The 19,102-nt window shown below is 62.0% G+C and carries 19 protein-coding genes and 1 tRNA gene; 9 read left to right on the top strand and 11 right to left on the bottom strand.

Translation table 11 applies throughout. The features are described from left to right. Positions 1-99 precede the first annotated feature (99 nt). Positions 100-1,062: a TAXI family TRAP transporter solute-binding subunit gene (locus AC5ZGW_RS05170; protein ID WP_130225772.1), complete on the bottom strand. Its 963-nt coding sequence runs from the start codon at positions 1,060-1,062 to the stop codon at positions 100-102. Between the two features lie 125 nt (positions 1,063-1,187). Here AC5ZGW_RS05170 and AC5ZGW_RS05175 point away from each other — a divergent pair, with 125 nt between their 5' ends. Together AC5ZGW_RS05175 and AC5ZGW_RS05180 are read left to right on the top strand one after the other, a co-directional pair. Then, positions 1,188-2,156, top strand: a complete 969-nt coding sequence (locus AC5ZGW_RS05175; protein WP_130225771.1) for a Bug family tripartite tricarboxylate transporter substrate binding protein — start codon at positions 1,188-1,190, stop codon at positions 2,154-2,156. An 85-nt stretch (positions 2,157-2,241) separates the two neighbouring features. Continuing rightward, positions 2,242-2,317 (top strand) — tRNA-Ile (locus AC5ZGW_RS05180). A gap of 404 nt (positions 2,318-2,721) precedes the next feature. Here the strand turns inward: AC5ZGW_RS05180 and AC5ZGW_RS05185 are convergent. From AC5ZGW_RS05185 to AC5ZGW_RS05205, 5 genes are all read right to left on the bottom strand, one after another. Beyond that, positions 2,722-3,057 carry an Imm21 family immunity protein gene (locus tag AC5ZGW_RS05185; protein WP_130225770.1) on the bottom strand — a complete coding sequence of 112 codons (336 nt, stop codon included), beginning with the start codon at positions 3,055-3,057 and terminating at the stop codon, positions 2,722-2,724. Positions 3,058-3,302: 245 nt separating this feature from the next. After that, a complete protein-coding gene (locus AC5ZGW_RS05190; RefSeq protein WP_130225769.1) occupies positions 3,303-4,775 on the bottom strand; it encodes an amidase in 1,473 nt (490 codons plus the stop codon). Beyond that, entirely contained in the window at positions 4,772-5,536 is a 765-nt protein-coding gene (locus AC5ZGW_RS05195) for an ABC transporter permease (RefSeq protein ID WP_207231016.1), read from the bottom strand. Before AC5ZGW_RS05195 ends, AC5ZGW_RS05190 begins: the two co-directional genes overlap by 4 nt. A 17-nt stretch (positions 5,537-5,553) precedes the next feature. Further along, positions 5,554-6,363 (bottom strand): ABC transporter ATP-binding protein, encoded by an 810-nt coding sequence (locus AC5ZGW_RS05200; RefSeq protein ID WP_130225767.1) that lies wholly within the window; start codon positions 6,361-6,363, stop codon positions 5,554-5,556. After that, positions 6,360-7,424 (bottom strand): ABC transporter substrate-binding protein, encoded by a 1,065-nt coding sequence (locus AC5ZGW_RS05205; protein WP_130225776.1) that lies wholly within the window; start codon positions 7,422-7,424, stop codon positions 6,360-6,362. Before AC5ZGW_RS05205 ends, AC5ZGW_RS05200 begins: the two co-directional genes overlap by 4 nt. 464 nt (positions 7,425-7,888) lie before the next feature. Between AC5ZGW_RS05205 and AC5ZGW_RS05210 the strand changes: the two genes are divergently transcribed. The 7 genes from AC5ZGW_RS05210 to AC5ZGW_RS05240 are packed head-to-tail and all read left to right on the top strand — an operon-like array spanning position 7,889 to position 14,215. Continuing rightward, a complete protein-coding gene (locus AC5ZGW_RS05210; RefSeq protein ID WP_130225766.1) occupies positions 7,889-8,653 on the top strand; it encodes an ABC transporter ATP-binding protein in 765 nt (254 codons plus the stop codon). Positions 8,654-8,655: 2 nt separating this feature from the next. Beyond that, complete coding sequence (locus tag AC5ZGW_RS05215) at positions 8,656-9,417, top strand: ABC transporter permease (protein ID WP_130225765.1); 762 nt, start codon at positions 8,656-8,658, stop codon at positions 9,415-9,417. Positions 9,418-9,441: 24 nt separating this feature from the next. Continuing rightward, positions 9,442-10,431: an ABC transporter substrate-binding protein gene (locus AC5ZGW_RS05220; RefSeq protein ID WP_130225764.1), complete on the top strand. Its 990-nt coding sequence runs from the start codon at positions 9,442-9,444 to the stop codon at positions 10,429-10,431. A gap of 26 nt (positions 10,432-10,457) precedes the next feature. Then, positions 10,458-11,462, top strand: a complete 1,005-nt coding sequence (locus AC5ZGW_RS05225) for a zinc-binding dehydrogenase (RefSeq protein ID WP_207231017.1) — start codon at positions 10,458-10,460, stop codon at positions 11,460-11,462. Positions 11,463-11,498: 36 nt separating this feature from the next. Next, complete coding sequence (locus tag AC5ZGW_RS05230) at positions 11,499-11,921, top strand: PaaI family thioesterase (protein ID WP_130225762.1); 423 nt, start codon at positions 11,499-11,501, stop codon at positions 11,919-11,921. Beyond that, the gene (locus AC5ZGW_RS05235; RefSeq protein ID WP_130225761.1) at positions 11,922-12,713 is read left to right on the top strand and encodes a VOC family protein; all 792 of its coding nucleotides are present in this window, start codon (positions 11,922-11,924) and stop codon (positions 12,711-12,713) included. After that, positions 12,710-14,215: a class I adenylate-forming enzyme family protein gene (locus tag AC5ZGW_RS05240; protein ID WP_130225760.1), complete on the top strand. Its 1,506-nt coding sequence runs from the start codon at positions 12,710-12,712 to the stop codon at positions 14,213-14,215. The genes AC5ZGW_RS05235 and AC5ZGW_RS05240 overlap by 4 nt, the downstream gene beginning before the upstream one ends. A gap of 275 nt (positions 14,216-14,490) precedes the next feature. Here the strand turns inward: AC5ZGW_RS05240 and AC5ZGW_RS05245 are convergent, their stop codons facing one another. The 5 genes from AC5ZGW_RS05245 to AC5ZGW_RS05265 are packed head-to-tail and all read right to left on the bottom strand — an operon-like array spanning position 14,491 to position 18,733. Then, positions 14,491-15,822 carry an LLM class flavin-dependent oxidoreductase gene (locus AC5ZGW_RS05245; protein WP_130225759.1) on the bottom strand — a complete coding sequence of 444 codons (1,332 nt, stop codon included), beginning with the start codon at positions 15,820-15,822 and terminating at the stop codon, positions 14,491-14,493. Positions 15,823-15,825: 3 nt separating this feature from the next. Beyond that, positions 15,826-16,251, bottom strand: a complete 426-nt coding sequence (locus tag AC5ZGW_RS05250) for an OsmC family protein (protein ID WP_130225758.1) — start codon at positions 16,249-16,251, stop codon at positions 15,826-15,828. A 36-nt stretch (positions 16,252-16,287) separates the two neighbouring features. Continuing rightward, positions 16,288-17,370, bottom strand: coding sequence for an ABC transporter substrate-binding protein (locus tag AC5ZGW_RS05255; protein WP_130225757.1), 1,083 nt, complete (start codon positions 17,368-17,370; stop codon positions 16,288-16,290). 20 nt (positions 17,371-17,390) lie between these two features. Continuing rightward, entirely contained in the window at positions 17,391-18,119 is a 729-nt protein-coding gene (locus AC5ZGW_RS05260; RefSeq protein ID WP_130225756.1) for an ABC transporter ATP-binding protein, read from the bottom strand. Then, entirely contained in the window at positions 18,116-18,733 is a 618-nt protein-coding gene (locus tag AC5ZGW_RS05265) for an ABC transporter permease subunit (RefSeq protein ID WP_245474698.1), read from the bottom strand. The genes AC5ZGW_RS05260 and AC5ZGW_RS05265 overlap by 4 nt, the downstream gene beginning before the upstream one ends. Between the last annotated feature and the right edge of the window lie 369 nt (positions 18,734-19,102).

Consider the following 19,102-nt stretch of genomic DNA (forward strand, 5'->3'; position numbering starts at 1 on the left):
GGCAGCTGTCATGTCGCAAACAAGCGGTTGCAGCGGAGCACACCACTACGCCGGTGGTATGGGTCCCGGGTTAGCGCTTCGCTTGCCCGGGACGACAGGCTACTTCGCTACCCCGATTTCGCGCAAAAACCTGAGCACACCCGGATGAATCAGCTCGACATTCGGCGCCGCCGCCACCGTGTTCGCCGCGGTCGTCTCGCAGGCCTGTGCCAGCTTCCTGCAGAACTCGCCTTCGATTCCGTGCAGCGTCTTCGCCAGCCGATAGGCAACATCATCAGGCAGGCTTTCGCGCACCAGGATGAAGCTCCACGAGCCGACGGAGGCGATCGCTTCCGTCTGCTTCGGGTAACTGTTCGGTGGGATCGTCAGCGGCTTCAGAAAAGTGTGCTTGGCGCGGATGCGCGCGATCTCTTCCGCGCTCGGCGCGATGAAGCGCGCGCCGGTGGGACTTTCCGCCATCGCGGCAAAGCCCGGCCAGCCGACACCTGCGCCCCAGAGCGCCGCGGCGCGGCCATCCTGCACCATGGCTGGCCCGTCGCCGGCGCGATCGAGATAGATCGACTTGAAGTCCTCGTCCTGCTTCAGCCCAATGCCGTCGAGGATGTAGCGCGACAGGATCGGCAGACCCGAGCCCTTGGCGCCGAAGGCGACCGGCTGACCAACGAGATCACGGATCGTCCGGTATGGGCGGTCGGCCCGCACCACGAACATGCCGGGGCTCGAATACATCGCGGTCAGGATCTTCAGCTTGGTCGCGGGACGGCCGATGCCCATGAAGGCTTCATAGGCGGGCTCTCCGGCCACGGTCGCGATATCGAGCTGGCCGGCTTCGAGCAGCGGGATGTTCTCGTTCGAGCCCTTGGTATTGCGCGGCTCGATCGAGAGGCTCGGATCTGCCGCATTCATGGCGTCGGCAAAGGCATTGCCATAGAGCGGGAAACCGCCGCCCGGCGTCGCCGTCCCCAGGGTGATCGTGGTCTTGGAAATGGCCTTGCCTCCCTCCTGTGCGGCCGCGCCGCCGGTGAGCAGAATAGCGGCGCAAACCATCAACGCGATTTTCATTTGGCGGCCTCCCAACATCTTCGGCGCGAGATTGATCGATCTTTATGCTGCAGAGGTTGTAGGCAAGCTTGGAATTTTATGAAAGCATGGCCGCAACGGTAACAAGAAAATGACGAGGAAACATAATGCTTCGCTTTTTGCGTGCGACGTCCCTTGGTTTGATTTGCCTCTTGAGCCTTGCCGTCCCCTCCTCCGCCGCCGACTATCCAAACCGCCCGGTGCGCTGGCTGATCGGATTTGCCGCCGGCGGGCCTGTCGACATCGTCGCCCGCATCATGAGCCAGTGGCTGTCCGATCATCTCGGCCAGCAATTCGTGGTCGAGAACCGCACCGGCTCGGGCGGCAACATCGCGGCCGCCGCCGCGATCAATTCGCCCGCGGACGGCTATACGCTGCTGTTCGTCGCGCCCAATAACGCGATCAGCACCTCGCTCTACAAGAGGCTGCCCTATGATTTCCTGCGCGACACCACCCCGGTCGCCAGCATCATGCAGCTCACCAACATGCTGGTGATCTCCAACGCGATGCCGGTGAAAACCGTCCAGGAGTTCATCGATTACTGCAAGGCCAATCCGGGCAAGGTCTCCTATGCTTCGTCGGGCAACGGCACCTCGGTGCACATGTCGGCGGAATTGTTCAAGGCGATGACCAAATGCGAGATGCAGCACGTGCCCTATCGCGGCTCGGCGATCGCCTTTCCGGATATCATCTCCAACAAGGTGCAGCTGATCTTCGACAACCTTCCGTCGGCGCTGGAGCAGGCGCGCGGTGGCAATGTCCGCGCGCTCGGCGTCACCTCGCCAAAGCGCTGGCCGAGCGTGCCCGATGTTCCCGCCATCGCTGAAACCGTACCGGGCTTCGAATCGGTCGGGTTTTACGGCATCTCGGCGCCGAAAGGCACGCCGCCGGAGGTCATCGAGATCCTCAACAAGGCGGTCGGCGAAGCGCTGAAGGACCCCAAGCTCGTCGCGCGCCTGGCCGAGGTCGGCGGCATCCCCAAACCGATGGCGCCGGCCGAATTCGGCAAGCTGGTCGCCGACGAAACCGAGAAATGGCGGAAAGTCGTGGAATTCGCCGGGGTTTCCGTGGACTAGAGCCGGCGGGATTGCCCGATCGCCCCTCACCCTGTAAACGGACCCGGCACCGTTGCCGGCCCACGGATTGTGGCGGCTCGCGGCGGGGCCTGTAGCTCAATGGTTAGAGCCGGCCGCTCATAACGGTCTGGTTGCAGGTTCGAGTCCTGCCGGGCCCACCAGTGAAATCAGCATCTTATATCGGTTCGCAGCAGACCTGACTCGGATCCGCATGATCTGACTCTGCGTCCGCTCCTAGGTGTCGTCAGACCTCATGTAAGAGGCACCAACACTGCAGGACGCGGAACAAATTTAAACTCGCGCCGTCCAACCTGGACTACTCGCCTCGACTGGTGCGGAACGGCACCTTCATAAAGTGCATCAGGTGTGGAAGTACAACCGGCTGCAGTTGATATTCGACTTGAGTGTGGGATTGCAGCCGCGGGCAAAGTTGGTCCCCTATAAGTTGGTCCCCTAATCGGGGCGAAGTTGGTCCCCTAGGCTGAAACACATAAAGCCCCGCCAGATGGCGGAGGCTTTTCATTGCGGATGTCGTGGGTCGAGGACGAACGTCGATCAATCGGACCTATGTCCGCTTTACCTCGACGAGCCGGCATCCGGGATGGACGAAGGGATCGTCAGATATGGGCCCAGATAACACGACAGCGCTGCCATGGTGGCAGGCGATTAATCCCAGCCAGGTCGTTACTCTGCACGCACGGGCATAGTCACTTTGGTCAGCCGGATCTCTATGATCGCGCCATCCCTCGATACCCCGCCAGTACCGGAGTTGTTCATCAGCAATCAGCAGGTGAGGACCGCCGGTTGTTGCTGTCCAGGTACGTGTTATCGTTATGCGTCTAATGATAGCAGGTATTTCTCTTATTGGGCCCTTCGGAGACCTGCCGGCGGCAAGCGCCAACTTCTGCTGTTAGGAGTAGAGCGGAAACGACGGTCCGGCCCTTGGCCTACCCGATAAGTCATCATTTCAGGACACGTCTTGGCACCAGCCCCGCGCTCTACCGAGCTGTTTTTCGGGCGCCGGCGCGATAGCAACCTGGCCAGCAGATAAAATAGTTCTACCGAAAGTCCATGGCAAACGACCGCTTGAGTAAACCGATGTCTGCCATGCGCCAGGAGCGTCAAGAAGATCGACTCATCTAGCGACTAGCTGAAAGCCGCGGGAGCGACAAATGGATAAAACCGCTCCAATTCTGCGGCAAAGGCAAGCGTCGTGCGATCATGCAGATGCGGACCGATGATCTGCACGCCGATCGGCAACCCATCGACCGAACCAATCGGCACTGCTGTTGCTGGCAAAGACGGGAGCGTTGCGAGGCCGGCCCAGAACAGCTGGTCGTTGTAATCCACGTCATGACCATTAACCCGCAGCGTGCGTTCCTCGCGCGGTTTCGTTTCGTCAATCGGAAATGCTGCGCTGACCGTCGCCGGCGCAATCACCACATCGAACCGTTCGAAGAAGTCAGCCCAATCTCTCTTCAAGTGCGCGCGTCTCTCTTCGGCCAGGAGCCAATCGCGATGGCGTTGCGCATAGGCCCGAGCCGTCTGCAGGACATAAGGAGTGACGTTTGCTCCCTGCTCCTCGCTGCGGCGTACCGCATTGTCAAATACCGCAACGGGCAGCCGGGCCGTTGCAGAGCCGCGCAACAGCTGCACGTAAGTCGCATGGTATGATGCATGATCGGTGAACGGGAGGGCCTCCTCGACGACGCTCGCGCCCTCCTCCCTCAATCGAGCAGCCAGAGCGCGTATCGCCGCGCGATAGGGCTCGTCAACCTCCGCAACCGGCGAATTGGTGATGATCGAAATGCGGAAATCTCTCAGTCGGGTCGCCCGCGGCTCTGGCAGTTCGAGGCGCCATCCGCTGGCTGCATCGCCTGCCGGTCCCGCCAGAATATTCAGAGCGAGCGAGAGGTCGGCGACCGAACGCGCAAGTGGCCCACTCGTGACGAGATCGTTGCCGATCAGACTGCCTGCGCGCTCGTTGCCGATATCGGGAACAATTCCAGGCGTCGGCTTATGACCGAACACGCCACAGAAGTGAGCCGGCATCCGGATGGACCCGCCCGCGTCGCTACCAAGCTCTAGCGGCGTCAGTCCGGCAGCAAGTGCAGCACTGGCGCCTCCGGACGAGCCGCCGGGGGTTCGATTGAGATCCCACGGATTGCGCGTGGTGCCATGGATTGCATTATAACTCTGCCAATCGATCAGATTCAGCGGAACATTCGTCTTGCCGAAGATAATTGCGCCTGCGGATCGCAACCGATCGATAATCACGGCGCTGCGCGGTGCGATGAAATCCTTCAGCGCGGGATCGCCATAGGTCGTCGGCCAACCGGCAACATTGTTGCTCTCTTTCACAGTGACAGGCAGCCCATGGAGAGGCCCCCAGGTCTGCCCTTTCGCCGCCACGGCGTCGGCCTCGTCGGCGCGTGCACGTGCAGCGGCGAGGTCTGTGAAGATGACCGCATTTATCGAGCCATTCACCTTCTCGAGCCGCTCGATATGAAATTCGAGCAGCGCCCTGGCCGAGAACTCCTTGTTTCTCAGCCGAAGGAGGAGTTCGGTCGCCGACGCAAAAGCGAGGCGTTGATCGATCTTGCTGGACTTCGATGTCATGGACGCTCCCCGGTTGGCAGATCACTGGGCACGTGTTCCCAGAATACGACGCGCCTTTGCACCGCCCGAACGGCGAAGCTGCTGAAGACGCCGAAAACGGCAAGGATGAGAACGCCCGCGAACAGCGCAGCTACGTTCATGTTCACCGTCGCCGCGTCGATCAGGTAACCAACGCCGCGCTCGGCCGCGACGAACTCGCCGACAACAGCGCCGATCAGTGCCAGCACGATACCGATCTCGAGGCCCGCGAAGATCGCGCCCGCAGCCGCCGGCAGCTTGATATGAAGAAATATCCACCAGGACGGACGTGAGAAGGATCGCGCCATCGCCACCAGCTCCGGATCAGTCCGGCGGATGCCGCCGATCGTGTTCACGAGCAGCGGAAAAAAGCAGATCAGAGCGACCAGAACGACTTTCGACGCGAGACCAAAACCGAACCAGACGAGGATCAGCGGCGCGAGCGCGACCTTGGGAGTGGCCTGTATTGCCACAATATAGGGAAAGACAAAGCGCTCGAAGAGTTGGCTTTCCGCCACCAGCACACCCGCTACGATCGCGAGGATCGAGCCAATCGCGTAGCCAATGAGCGTAGACGACATAGTGAACACAATATGCGGCCAAAACTCTCCCGAGGCCAGTCCTGACCACAGGGCTTGAGCCACGGCCGAGGGCGCAGGCAGCAAATAAGGCGGGAGGCCGCCGGGACCTGTCGCGTAGTTCCATGCTGCGAGAATGACCGATAGCGTCACCAGCGGCGGCACCAGCCACCTCAACCACTTCATCGTGCCGTTCCACTATTGCTGGCGACGGCGTCGAACAGACGACGCAGTTCGAGCGCCAATGTGTTGAATGTCCCGCCTCCCATCGTCTCAAGCGTGCGCGGGCGCGGCAGATCGACCTTGATGTCCGCCAAAATGCGCGCCGGGCGCCCGGCGAGCACCACGACGCGGTCGGCAAGGAACAGCGCCTCCGGTATCGAATGTGTGACGAAGATCGCGGTCCGCCGCTCCGTCATCCAGATGCGCTGAAGTTCAAGCGACAGCCGCTCGCGCGTCATCGCATCGAGAGCAGAGAAAGGCTCGTCGAGCAGCAAAAGACGGGGATCATGCAGAAGCATACGCGCTAACCCCACGCGCTGCGCCATGCCGCCGGAGAGTTGATCGGGATAAAGATGTGCGCTTTCGAGCAGCCCCGTCATCTCAAGCAGGCGATCGGCCCGCGCCGCTTCCTCGCTGCTGGCGCCGCGGGCAAAGCCGACGGGCAACAAGACGTTATCGCGCACATTACGCCACGGAAGTAATGTCGGCCGCTGAAACACCATGCCGACATCGCGATGCGGACGACGGACCTCCGTGTTGCCCACCATCACCCGTCCCGCCTGCGCGATTGCAAGTCCAGCGAGAAGCTTCAGGAGCGTCGACTTGCCGCCACCGGAGGGGCCCAGCACGGCAAGGAACTCCCCCGCCTCCGCCGAAAGCGACAAGTCGTCGAGCACCGGAGCGTTCGCGCGCCCCGGATATGAGAAGCGGACGCCGGACAGCGCAACCAGCGCCGGCCGGGATGTCGCCTCAAGTCCAACAGCGGTCATGGCAGCGCGCGAGCGCGGGCGACGAGAGCGTCACGATCAAATTTGACGAAGCCTGGGACCAGTTTGTTGCTGAAATAGGCATCGAGAGGAATGTCTTCGGACGCGAATTCGCCATAGCGATACATCTCGCCGACATAGGTGCGGATGACGTTGAGATCGTAGGCACCCGGCACGCGCGCCTTACCGTCCGAATCGCGTAGCAATGGCTCGATCCATCGCTGCAGCAGGCGGACATTGGCTGCCAGAGCCGCGGCGGCGTCACCCTGCGGCCGCGCCGACGGATTCTTTCGCCAGAATGCCTCGACACAGCTGCGCGGGTTGGTATCGCACACCACCAGCGCCTTGGTCCAGGCGCGCCCGAAGCGCTCGAGCAGACCCGGATTATCGTCGAGTGTCGAACGATGCGCGATATATCCGTTCACTACCGTTTGGCGGAACGCAGGCGGATAAGCGAGCCTGCGCGCCGCCACGCCTTCCTGCTCGAGCAAATCGATCCAGGTGCTGTTGAAGTTCAGCGCTTGTACGCGGTCTTCGCGCAGCGCGTGAAAGCCGGCGCCGAGAACACCGACTGCAACGATCTGCACGTCCTTGCCCGGCGTCAACCCTGCAGCACGCAGCAGTGCACGAGTCTGTGGGATCGTTCCCCACGTCAGCGCGCCAACACCGATACTCTTGCCGCGCAGGTCGGCGATGGTGCGAATATCAGAGTCTGCCTTGACGGCGAGCTCGAGCGTATTTCTCGGACCAGCATTATAGAAATACGAGACTGGCAACGGCTCGCTCCCTGGTTTGTGCGCAGAGAGGAGCGTCTCGGGAAGCGGCAGCGCGATCGTGATGTTCTTCTGCAAGAGTTGCGGCAGCAATGCGCCAGCGCCGGCGAGCACCACATATTCAACGTCGAGATTTTCGTCGCGAAACAGTCCGAGTTCATCCGCAATGGATTGCACGCTGCCTTCTGTCACCGTTGGCGGGATGCCGAGACCAACTTTCACACGGTCAGCCGCGTGTGTCGGCGCCTGCGACGCCTGGACCAGAACTGCTGCTGCGATGAGCCAAGTCATCGTGAGAAAACGCCGAAAGGAAAATGTGCCCGGCAACCGCTCGCACTTGAAACAATTTGCCACCGTCGACGCCACCTTAGAGAAAAGCATGCCAAATCCTTGATTTACAAAGGGTATTTCGCATGACAAAAGTATCGCGTCAACGCATCGCTTAACGTGCACGACATTGTTTTACGACCACCTGCATGAAAGCCGGTCATTGCGCGATACGAACACTCGTGTTCCGCCGAGCTTCCCTTTCATCCACGGTGCTCCGCATCGGCCGAAAATCCTTGCCCAGAATATTCTCCCCTCACGCGCCTTAGATTGAGAACGAAATCACTCGATAGGTCCAAGAACCGAAAGTATCGTTCTTATTCCATGCGGATCGGCGAGATTACTTTTCGCAACTGCATCTTTTGACTAAGTGTGGCTCACCGCGCCCTCCACTCTCAGGGTTGCGTCATCACCCATCGAGCCATTTGATGAACTTCCACTTGTCTGCGCACGACGTCAAAACGCCCGCTATTGCGTTGAATGGCATCGAGAAAAGCTTCGACGCGCTCAAGGTTCTCGAGAACATTTCGCTCGTCGTCTCGCCTGGCGAAGTTGTGGCACTGATCGGAACGTCCGGCTGCGGCAAGAGCACATTGCTGAACATCATCGCGGACCTCCTGCAGCCGGATCGCGGCGAGATCAGCGTGAATGGCGCCGTCAACAATCTGCGAAGCGACCGCGATCGTATCGCCTATATGTTCCAAGAAGATCGCCTGCTGCCGTGGCGAAGCATCCGCGCCAACGTCGCATTCGGCCTCGAGGCGCAGCACATGGACAGATCGACCCGCCGCGCGAAGGCGGACGCCATGCTGGCACATGTCGGCCTATCCGATTTTGCAAAATCGTGGCCGCACCAGCTCTCCGGCGGAATGCGCAGCAGGGTAGCGCTTGCGCGCAGCCTCGTCGTTGAGCCGCGCATCCTGCTGATGGACGAGCCATTTTCCAAGCTCGATCCGCAGACGCGCAGCCAGATGCATGGCGAGGTCATCCGCCTGCAAAAAATGCACGGCATTACGATTCTGTTCGTCACCCACGACATTGAAGAAGCCGTGGTGCTGGCGGATCGAATCGTCATGATGAGTCCGCGGCCCGGCCGCATCCGCAGCATCAAGACGCTGGACCTGTCGCGTCCACGGATCCCAACCGACCCGGTCGTGAGCGAGCAGATCCGCCAGTTGCGGGTCGAGGCATAGATATGCCTTCGTTGAGCCGCTTCACCGGCGTATTTCTGCAGCGTTGCCTGTTGTTCGGCGCTATCGCTTTGCTGTGGTGGTATGCCGCAAGCAAGGTGCCGTCGTTTGTCTTGCCGGGACCGGCCAAGGTCCTCGGTGCCATCGGCGATCTCCTGCAAAGCACGACGTTTCGCCACGATGTCGGCGCTACCATGAGCCGCGTCTTCAGCGGCTTCGCGATCGCGGCAGTCACCGGCACACTGGCTGGTCTCATCCTCGGCTCCAATCGCACACTGGCGACCTTCTTTGAGCCGATCCTCTCCATTCTCAACACCGTCTCGTCGGCCATCTGGGCGATCTTCGCGATCATCTGGTTCGGCATATCGGACGCCACGACCGTCTTCGTCGTATTCATGACGGCCTTTCCACTGATCCTCACGAATGTCTGGCAGGGAACGCTGGCGGTCGACCGGCAATATGTCGACCTGGCACGATCGTTCCGAATGTCGCGGTCGCAAATTCTTTTCAAGGTCTACCTGCCGAGCATTCTCCCTCACTTCTTCTCGGGGGCGCGCCTCGCCTTCGGTTTCGGATGGCGGGTGTCGCTGGTCGCCGAGACCTTGGGATCATCCGACGGCATCGGCTATCGCCTGCGCCAGGCCGCCGACCTCGTGCAGAGCGACAAGGTGTTCGCCTGGACGCTCTTGCTGGTGACGTTGATGCTGGCGCTCGAAGCCGGCCTGCTCAAGCCGTTGGAACGCGCACTATTCCGATGGAAATCTTGATCCCTTAGCTATGAGGCTCCCTCCATGAAGCTCCAAAAATTTCTGCTTGCCGCCGCGGCTGTCGTGGCCGTCGCCGTTGCCGTGCCGGCCGAGGCCGGGCAAAAGGTTCGCATCGGCTATTGGACCAGTGGTGTAAGCCTCGGCTATGGTTCAGTGCTGCAGTCCAAGGATTTCCTCCATCAGCGCGGTATCGATGCGGAATTCGTCCACTTTCCGGACGTTAATGCGCCGTTGCGCGCGCTCGCATCCGGCTCGATCGATCTGGCCTTCGGTGCCCCGCTCGCTGGTGTCTTCAGCACCGCCGCGGAAGGCGTGCCCATCAAGATCTTCACCGCGACGCAGCCCGCCGACGTTCAGATCGTGGTGCCGAGCGACTCGCCGATCAAGTCGATCTCCGAATTGAAAGGTAAGAAGGTCGGCATGTCGCCCGCGGGCTCGTCAGTTTCCGTCATCGCCGGCGCGATTCTGTCGGGCAATTACGGCATCAAGAGCGAAGACTTCACTTTGGTCGGCGGCAACGAGTCCCGCCTGGTCCAATTCCTCGCCCAGAAGCAGGTCGATGCCGTGGCGCTTCGCTCGGTGACCGTCGCGCAGATCGACGGCGAACTGAAGGTGAGGAAGCTCGGCAGCTTCGTCGATGAATGGCGCAAACTGACAAAGTCTGACGCGCTGCCCTACAACGGTGTCGGTGCAGTGAGCACGGCGCTGATCACCAGCCAACCTGACACGGTCGCCAATGTCATTGCCGCCCTGCGCGACACGCTGGCGTGGGGCGCGGCGCACAAAGACGAGGTTGTCACCATTCTTGAGAAGAGCGCCAACCTGCCCACCAAGGATGCGCGCGTCTATGTCGAGAACTGGGACGCGATGAATCGCGTTGCCTTCGAGCCCTCGGACATCGCCAGCCTGAAGCGCCAGCACGGGGTGCTCGCCGCTGGCGGTTTCATCAAAGGTGAACTCAACGACGACCTATTCGTTACCGGGCCTTACGAACGCTCCAAGGCCCTCAAGTAAGGATATCGCATCTCATGACCAGCACAATGAAAGCCCTAGTGCTCCGCGCCCACGGCGACCTCGATCAGTTGCAGATCGTCACGGACAAGCCAATTCCGCAAGCGACTGCGGGTCATGTCGTCATTCGCGTTGGCGCGTCCTCGTTCAACTATCACGACGTATTCACGGTGCGCGGCATGCCCGGCATCAAAGTTCCGCTTCCCGTGGTGATCGGCCTCGATCTCGCCGGCACGATCAGCGCAATCGGTGACGACGTCACCGACTGGAAAGTCGGCGACCGCGTGCTGGTCAATCCGCTCAAGCCCGGGGTCGGGTTGATGGGCGAGATGACCGACGGCGGCATGGCTGAATATGTCGCTGCGGACGCGCGCCAACTGATCCGCCTGCCCGATGCCGTAACCTTCGAGCAGGCGGCCTCGCTTCCCGTCGCCTATGGCACGGCGCATCGCATGCTGATCACACATCGCACGATAAAGGCCGGCGACAAAGTCCTGATCCTCGGCGCGAGCGGCGGTGTCGGCACCGCCAGCATCATCCTGGCCAAGCTGCTCGGAGCTGAGGTCATCGCTTGCGCCGGCAGCGACGAGAAATGCGCGCGACTGAAGGCGCTCGGCGCCGATCACGTCGTCAACTACCAGACCACGGATTTCTCGAAATGGGCGATCGCGCGATACGGTAAGCCGGAGCGGCGGACGCATGAAGGCGGTGTCGATGTCGTGATCAACTTCACCGGCGGCGATACCTGGCTGCCGTCGCTGCGTTGTCTCAAGCGCGGCGGCACCTTGCTGGTTTGCGGCGCCACTGCTGGATACGACCCCAAGGAGGATCTCCGCTACGTCTGGAGCTTCGAGCTTAACATCCGCGGCTCCAACAGCTTTTACGAGGAAGACCTCACGGCACTGCTCGATCTGATCGCAGCGGGCAAAATCGATCCGTTGATCGATCGCGCCGTGCCTCTGGATCAGGCCGTCGAAGGCCTGGCCCAAATCCGAGACCGCACGGTGCTCGGCAAGGTCGTCGTCACGCCGTAACCGGCTTTGTCTCCCCCCTCGAAAGATTCATATCCGATGGCCAACAACAATTCCCCTTCGATCGATGACATCCGGGCGCGCTTGCTCAAGGCGCCCTATCACCAATGGCTCGGGCTCGACGTGACGTCGGTCGGCGACGGCGAAATCGAACTTACCGCCAAATGGCGCGAAGAATGGGTCGTCAATGTCGAAGGCGGCTACACGCATGGCGGCATTCTTGCAACGCTCGTCGATCTCACCGCCGACTGGGCACTGGTGTCGAGCAACGGGCGCGGTGTGCCGACCATCGACCTGCGCGTGGACTATCACAGCCCGGCCAGAGGCGACCTGCGTGCCGTCGGCAAGGCGATCAAGCTCGGCAAGCAGTTCTCGGTCGCCGAAGCCAAGATCTACGATGCCGCCGGCAAGCTCGTCGCGAGCGGCCGGGGTGTCTATCTGACGCCACAGCAGGATCGTTAGATGAGCATCCAGCTCGATCACATAGTGATCAACACGCAGTTCGAAACGGACACAGCCGCGCGGCTGTTCGAAGGGCTCGGCTTTCAGCTTACGCCTCGCGGCTCCCATCCGACGCTCGGCTCTATCAATCACCTCATGGTCTTCGAGCATGCCTACCTCGAATTGATCGGACTTCCCCGCGGCGGCGACAAGGTGCGCCAGGAGCTGATCGACAGCCCGATCGGCCTCAATGGGCTGGTCTTTGCCAGCAAGGATGCCGGCACGACACGCGATGCTGTCGAAAAGGCGGGATTCGACGCGCAGCCGGTGCAGAACTTTGCGCGCCCGCTGACCATTGAGGGACAGGAGTACGAGGCACGGTTTTCTGCCGTACGGCTGGCGCTGGATTCGTTCGCGGCCGGGCGCGTCTATTTTTGCCAGCATCACACGCCCGAACTGATCTGGCGAAAGAACTGGCTCTATCATCCCAATGCTGTCACCGGGATCGTCGAGCTGACCGTCGCCAGCACCGATCCGAGAGCCACGCGGGAGCGGTTCGATCGTCTCGGCGCCATCGACGGAGATTTTGCACTCACGGCAGCCGATACCGCCACCCTTGCCGCCAGATTCGGAGAGCTTTCCCAAGTCGGCGCAGAGCGGATCGAGCGCTTCGCCGCCGTGACATTGCGAAGCTCCGATCCGCAGATCGTTGCCGCCCGCGCGGCATCCCTCGGATTGCCACACGATTCGACGAGCCAACGCACGGTGGTTGCGCTGCCGGCTTTCGGGGCGCTGATCGAGGTCGTCGCATGACTACGGCAAGCAATCTCGGCAAGATAATCGATCCTGCGGCTGACCGTAACCGGCTGGCCTTCATAGGCCTTGACGCTGGGCTTGCGGAAACACGTTGCACCTTCGGCGAATTGGATGACCTCGCCGATGCCGTGGCGAGGGGCCTGCACAAGCGCGGCTACAGCCAGGGTGATCGTATCGCAATTCTTGCCGCGAACTCCGTCGAGTTCATCGCCGTAGTGCTCGGCATCATGCGCGCCGGGCTGGTCGCCGTTCCCATCAACTATCGCTTTCCGAAAGAGTTGATTGACTATGTTGCCAACGACAGCAACGCGCGCCTGCTATTTTGCGACGAGCAGCGGCTTGCGTTGGCTCCACAAGGCACTGCGCACACTTTGCTTTCACGGGACGGGTTGAACAGTTTCGCGGAGCTCGCCGATCCCAGTGCTTTCGAAGCATTCGCACCAAGCGCCGACGAACCAGCGCTCATCCTCTACACATCCGGATCGACCGGCCGGCCCAAAGGCGTCGTCCTCAGTCATGCGGCGCACCTCTGGGTAGCACGAACGCGGCGGGAAACAGAACCGCTGGCAGACGAACGTGTACTGATCGCCGCGCCGCTTTACCACATGAATGCGCTGGCGCTGTCCTTCCTGGCGCTGGCATCGCACGCCACGACCGTGCTGCTGTGGCAATTTTCAGCTGTCCCCTATATCCGGGCGATCGATCGCTATCGTTGCACCTGGCTCACCGCCGTACCGCCAATGATCGCGATGATGCTGCGCGAGCGGGACGCGCTGGCATCGGCGGATCTGTCGTCGGTACGGGTGATCAGAATGGGCTCCGCGCCGGTGAGCAAGAGTCTGCTCGAGCAGATTCACCGCATGCTGCCAAACGCGCGAGTCATGAATGCCTATGGCACAACCGAGGCCGGACCGATCGTCTTCGCCGGCCACCCGGACGGCAGACCCACGCCTCCTTTCACACTGGGCTACGCCCATCCGAAAGTGCAATTGCGTTTGCGCGACGAGACCGGACAGGAGAGCAAGGAAGGTGTTTTGGAGATCAAAAGCCCAGCCTTGATGAATCGGTATCACAACCGCCCCGAACTCGGCACGGTCTTCACCCCGGACGGCTATTACGTCACCGGCGACGTGTTCCGCCTTGACGACGACGGCTTCTACGCTTTTGTCGGACGACGCGACGACATGTTCGTCTGTGGAGGCGAGAACATCTATCCTGGCGAAGTCGAAGCCATGCTCGAGCGGCACCCTGCCGTGGCGCAGGCCTGCGTTGTCCCGGTCGACGATGACATTAAAGGTCAGAAGCCCGTCGCTTTTGTCGCTCTTCGCCCGCACGCTTCCGCGACCGAGGACGAAATCAAGAAGCTCGCCCTCGAACACGCTGCAGCTTTCCAGCATCCGCGCCGCATCTGGTTTGTCGATAGCATGCCGCTTGCAAGCGCACAGAAGATCGATCGGTCTTTGCTCAAATCGGAAGCTGCGGCGCGCGTCCGAGGTTAGCCAAGGCACATTGGCACGTATCAGCGAAGCGATTGCTGCGTTTGCTCGGCGTCCGCCTTGCGTCAGAGGACTAAACCGCTCGAGTTTCTGGTCCCATCCCAGGGCTCATCCGGGCAAAGCGGGCATACGCCGCCGGTTGGCGCACATGGGTCCCTCCCCGCAACGTCTCGGTACATCTTGGGATCCGATTGTGAGTTGAGGAGGACGTCGCGAAGCGGATTGGGTCCGAATTGCGAAGCTCAAGAGCATAACGTCGGGTAGGTCAAGGGCGGCCGTCAGCCAGCCGGGCGGGGCAGGCCAAGCGAATCGCGCAGGGTCGAACCGTCGTACTCGGTGCGGAACAGGCCGCGACGTTGCAGCTCCGGCACGAGGCCGTGGACCAGCTCCTCCAAGCCTCCTGGAAGATATGGGACCTGCAACATGAAGCCGTCGCAGGCACCAGCCTCGAACCACTCCTGCATACGATTGGCCACCGAACCAGGCGTGCCGGCAAATCCGCTGGTGGTTCTCCCCGCACCGTAGCGCTGCCCCAGCTCGGCCAGGCTCAAGCCCGAGCGTCGCGTCAGTTCGGAGACTTCGCGGTAGTGCCCTTCGACACCGGGAACATCGAGGTTCTCAGGCAGGACCTGATCCTGCGGAAAGCGCGAGAGGTCGACGCCAAGATGATAGGACAATGTCGAGAGACCAGACTCGGGATGCGAAAGTTCGTGAAGCTGGTCATGCAGCGCCTTCGCCTGCCTGTCCGTGTCTGCGATCACCGGGACGATGCCGGGCAACACCTTGACCGTGTCCGGATCGCGACCGAACCGCACAGCGCGGGCGCGCAGATCGTTGCGGAATTCGACCGCGACGTCGATCAGGCCTGGCGTCACGAAGACGACTTCCGCCCATCGGGCTGCGAAATCACGGCCGCGATCGGAAGCGCCGGCCTGGATGAAGACCGGGCGCCCTTGCGGCGGCCGACTGACATTGAGCGGGCCCCGCACGTTGAACCATTTGGCGGAATGGTCGATCCGGTGCACCCGCGCAGGATCGGCAAATAGCGGCGTCTTGCGATCTCGGACCAGCGCACCGTCCTCCCACGAATTCCACAGCTTGGTCACGACCTCAAGAAACTCGTCGGCGCGCTCGTAGCGCTCCTCGCGCGAGAGCTGCTCGGTCAAGCCGAAATTGCGCGCCTCCGCCTCCTGGAAGGAGGTGACGATGTTCCAAGCGGCGCGGCCACCGCTGAGATGATCGAGCGTCGCGAGCGTCCGCGCCAGTGCATAGGGCTGGGCGTAGGTTGTCGAAATGGTGGCGCCGAGACCGAGATTCTTCGTCGCACCCGCGATGATCGAGAGCACCACCAGCGGATCGAGCCGCAGCGCCCCAAGCGCGCCGTAGCGAAGCTGGCTGTCCAGGCTGCCGCCCAGCGTGTCCGGGATCGCGAGGATGTCCGCAATGAAAAGAAGATCGAAACGCCCCTGCTCCAACAGCCGGCCGATATTCTGGTAGTAAGCGGCGGACAGCAGATCGCCGTCCGCTTCCGGATGCCGCCATCCGGCGTGGCTGCCGGAGACCGGACCCGCGGAGACAAAGGCGGCAAGGTGAAGTTTCTTGTCAGGCATAGGTCAGCTCACCGTCCATGATATCTCGACGGGGCCGCCACGCTTCAGCGTGTTGTAGATTGGGCAGTTGGCCGTGAAGCCGTCGACCAGCGTTTCAGCCTCGCGCGCCGTCACGCCAGACAGGTGCACTCCGATACGAATCCACTCGTACTGGGTCGGATCGGTGGCGTGACGCCGGAACGAGACTTCGGATCCGGCCTCGCGCAGAACGATGCCTAGCTCTTTCGCCGTCTTCTGGATGAGGCCTAGCGAGCAACTGCCAAGAGACGACAGCAGCAGTTCGCCGGCGGTAATTGCCTCGCCGGGGCCGCCGATCGCCACACGCTGATCGGAAATGAAATGGTTCGTTCCTGCACTGAGCAGATAGCGGCCGAAATGGCCGATGGTGGCAGAGGTGATCGACACTGTCTCGCCGGCTTGAGCGTTCATGATGCTTCTCTGTGTTGTTGGGCCGCCCGCCGCTGCTTATGCACCGAGCTCCAGCGTGACCGCCTTCTTTGCTGTGTCGAATTGAGCGCCCAGCAGGAACGATCGAACGTCGACCTTGTTGGGCAGAACGCCAAGTGCGTGGAAATTGTCGGCGAGATCCTGGGTCGACGCCGCGGCTGCTTCATCGATCGGCCTCAGCGCGACGGCGGTCGATTCGGACAATCTGGCATCGCGGACAAGCTTTTCGTAGACGGCCTGCTCAGTCCCGTTCGGCGGAAAGCCGCCCTGCGACGCCCAGAGCGCAACGGACTCGGCCGGATGCGCGAAGATATAGGCCTGGGTCTCCCGGATGATCTTCACGAACTTGGCGAAGAGCTGCGGATACTTCGCCGCGACATCACTGCGCGCGACGTAGAAGGCGTAATCGTAGGTTTTCACGTCGGGCAGCAGGCGGGCCTTGCCGCCAAGCTTTGTCAGCGCCAACGCCGTGGCCGGCTGCCAGTGGATCCAGCCGTCGATGCTTCCTTGCGCGAAAGCCGTGAACGCATCCGCCCCGCTCAGGCTGACGGCCTGCACATCAGACAACCTGAGGCCGGCGGTCTCCAGATATTTGATCAGGCTGTAGGTGCCGGTCGTACCGTTCTGGTGGGCGATCTTCTTGCCCTTCAGATCGGCCGCCGTCTTGATCGACGAACTGGCCTGCACCAGGAAATCGACCTCATCGACCGGCAAGGGATAGGCCGCAAGCGGCACGATCGGAACACGCGCCGGAACGGCGTTTACGACCGCCGTTGCGGTAGCAAAGGTGAAATCGACGGAGCCGGCCTTGATCGCCTCCATCACCGGCAGCGATGCCGTGAAGCCGGGTTGCCAGACGATCTTGGTGCCGAGCTCCTGCTCGAGATTGCGGCCGCCGACGCCGGCCCGCAGCGATGCCCAGACGCCGGTGCGGCCGTCTCCGATCACCGCGACAGTCAGCTGCCGGGGCACGGTATCGGCGGCATTCGCGCGCGGAGCCCTGCCCACCCCCGTCGCAGCCGCGGCAAATCCAGCACCGATCGACAGCACCGAGCGCCGCGAGATACCCGCGCCACCGCGCGTCCAACCACCAAAAGTCATAACTTCATCCCTCCGTCTTGTTATGCAACGGCAACCAAATCGCGCTCGGCCGTCAGCAGGCCGTCGAGCAGTTCCTCTTTCAGAGCCGACAGCACCCGATCGCCGCGGTGCCGCGGACGCGGCTGGTCGAAGATCAGATCGCGCGCGATGCCGCCATCCTTGACGAGGAGCACGCGATCGGAGAGCAGCAACGCCTCCTCGACGTCGTGCGTCACCAGCACGACGGTGCGAGGTCGCACGGCGAGCAGTTGCCCCAGCAGCAACTGCATCGCAGCCCTGGTGATGGCGTCGAGCGCCCCGAACGGCTCGTCCAGCAGCAACAAGTCAGGCTCGTGAATCAGCGCCCGTGCCAGCGCCACACGCTGGCGCTGGCCGCCCGACAGCCCGACCGGAAATTCACTCTCACGTCCCTGCAGCCCAACGGCTTCGAGGATGCGACCAGCCTCGTCCTTCCTGCCCTTGATGCCCAACAAGACATTGCCGAGGACCGTCCGCCACGGCAGCAGCCGGTCCTCCTGGAACATCAGTCGCACGTCCGCCTTGTGGCCGGTCGTCCGGAGCTCGATGCGGCCAAGCGAAGGCGCGTCCAGCCCTGCCACAAGACGCAGGAGCGTCGACTTGCCGGCGCCGCTCGGCCCGATGATCGAGACAAACTGGCCGGCCGCGATATCGAGATCGACGTTGTCAAGGACCTTGCGGCCGGCGAATGATTTGCCGACCGAACGCAGGCTGACGCTGGCTCCGCTCATGCCTTGACCCTGTCGGCATAGTTCGGATGCCAGCGCAGCAGCCGTCGTTCGATCAAGCGCGTGATGAAATCCGACAGCCAGCCTGCCATGGCATAGAGAATGATGGCCAGCACGATGATGTCGATGCGCAGGAGTTCACGGGCATTCTGCACGAGGTAGCCAACGCCGTCCCGCGACGCGATCGTTTCACCCACCACGAGCGTGAGCCAGGCCACGCCAAGCGCATAGCGCATGCCGACCAGGATGGGCTGGAGCGCTGCGGGGAGAATAATGGACCAGACCAGCTCGGCGCGCCCGAGGCCGTAGGATTTTCCAAGTTCGATCAGCTTGGGATCAACATTGCGGATGCCGCCGACCGTATTGATGTAGACCGGGAAGAGCGACCCCATCGCGACGAGAATAAGCCGCGGCTCCTCTCCGATGCCGAACCAGAGGATCATCAGCGGCACCAGCGCCAGGTGCGGAATGGTCCGGATCATCTGCAAGGATCGATCGAAGAGTTCATGCACCGGCTCGAACAGCCCCACGGCCAGGCCGATCAACAGTCCGCCGAAGGCACCGATGCTGAAGCCGATCGCAACCCGGCGGAGACTGACAAGGATGTCGTGCTGCAATTCCCCGCGTTCGGCAAGCTGCCGCGCGGCGTCCCAGATGTCGGATGGCGCCGGCACGATTGCCGTGGACACGATCCCCGTTGCAGAGAGGAACTGCCAGATGAGCAGCAGGCCGACCGGGAGAAGCCAGGGTAAAGCGACGGAGCGCCAGATCGGAGCACGCGCGCGCAATCTCGATACTTCCGATGGACGCGCAACATCGGCGACCACCGTTACAACGGTTTCGCCGGCACGGTGGAACGGCTCCGTGCGATTGGCTGCGGGCGCCACCTTCGTATCGGCAGGCCTGGAAAGTAGCGACGCATCCGTCATAAATCGAACTTGCTCCGTCTCAGCTGAGACGGCGTCACCTTCGCAAACTCCGACGCG

This window comes from Bradyrhizobium sp. Crot121 (assembly GCF_059512385.1).

Coding starts and splice junctions, on each gene's coding strand:
- AC5ZGW_RS05170 (WP_130225772.1), bottom strand. CDS start 1,062: ATGAAAATCGCGTTGATGGTTTGCGCCGCTATTCTGCTCACCGGCGGC.
- AC5ZGW_RS05175 (WP_130225771.1), top strand. CDS start 1,188: ATGCTTCGCTTTTTGCGTGCGACGTCCCTTGGTTTGATTTGCCTCTTG.
- AC5ZGW_RS05190 (WP_130225769.1), bottom strand. CDS start 4,775: ATGACATCGAAGTCCAGCAAGATCGATCAACGCCTCGCTTTTGCGTCG.
- AC5ZGW_RS05200 (WP_130225767.1), bottom strand. CDS start 6,363: ATGACCGCTGTTGGACTTGAGGCGACATCCCGGCCGGCGCTGGTTGCG.
- AC5ZGW_RS05205 (WP_130225776.1), bottom strand. CDS start 7,424: ATGACTTGGCTCATCGCAGCAGCAGTTCTGGTCCAGGCGTCGCAGGCG.
- AC5ZGW_RS05210 (WP_130225766.1), top strand. CDS start 7,889: ATGAACTTCCACTTGTCTGCGCACGACGTCAAAACGCCCGCTATTGCG.
- AC5ZGW_RS05215 (WP_130225765.1), top strand. CDS start 8,656: ATGCCTTCGTTGAGCCGCTTCACCGGCGTATTTCTGCAGCGTTGCCTG.
- AC5ZGW_RS05220 (WP_130225764.1), top strand. CDS start 9,442: ATGAAGCTCCAAAAATTTCTGCTTGCCGCCGCGGCTGTCGTGGCCGTC.
- AC5ZGW_RS05225 (WP_207231017.1), top strand. CDS start 10,458: ATGAAAGCCCTAGTGCTCCGCGCCCACGGCGACCTCGATCAGTTGCAG.
- AC5ZGW_RS05230 (WP_130225762.1), top strand. CDS start 11,499: ATGGCCAACAACAATTCCCCTTCGATCGATGACATCCGGGCGCGCTTG.
- AC5ZGW_RS05235 (WP_130225761.1), top strand. CDS start 11,922: ATGAGCATCCAGCTCGATCACATAGTGATCAACACGCAGTTCGAAACG.
- AC5ZGW_RS05240 (WP_130225760.1), top strand. CDS start 12,710: ATGACTACGGCAAGCAATCTCGGCAAGATAATCGATCCTGCGGCTGAC.
- AC5ZGW_RS05245 (WP_130225759.1), bottom strand. CDS start 15,822: ATGCCTGACAAGAAACTTCACCTTGCCGCCTTTGTCTCCGCGGGTCCG.
- AC5ZGW_RS05250 (WP_130225758.1), bottom strand. CDS start 16,251: ATGAACGCTCAAGCCGGCGAGACAGTGTCGATCACCTCTGCCACCATC.
- AC5ZGW_RS05255 (WP_130225757.1), bottom strand. CDS start 17,370: ATGACTTTTGGTGGTTGGACGCGCGGTGGCGCGGGTATCTCGCGGCGC.
- AC5ZGW_RS05260 (WP_130225756.1), bottom strand. CDS start 18,119: ATGAGCGGAGCCAGCGTCAGCCTGCGTTCGGTCGGCAAATCATTCGCC.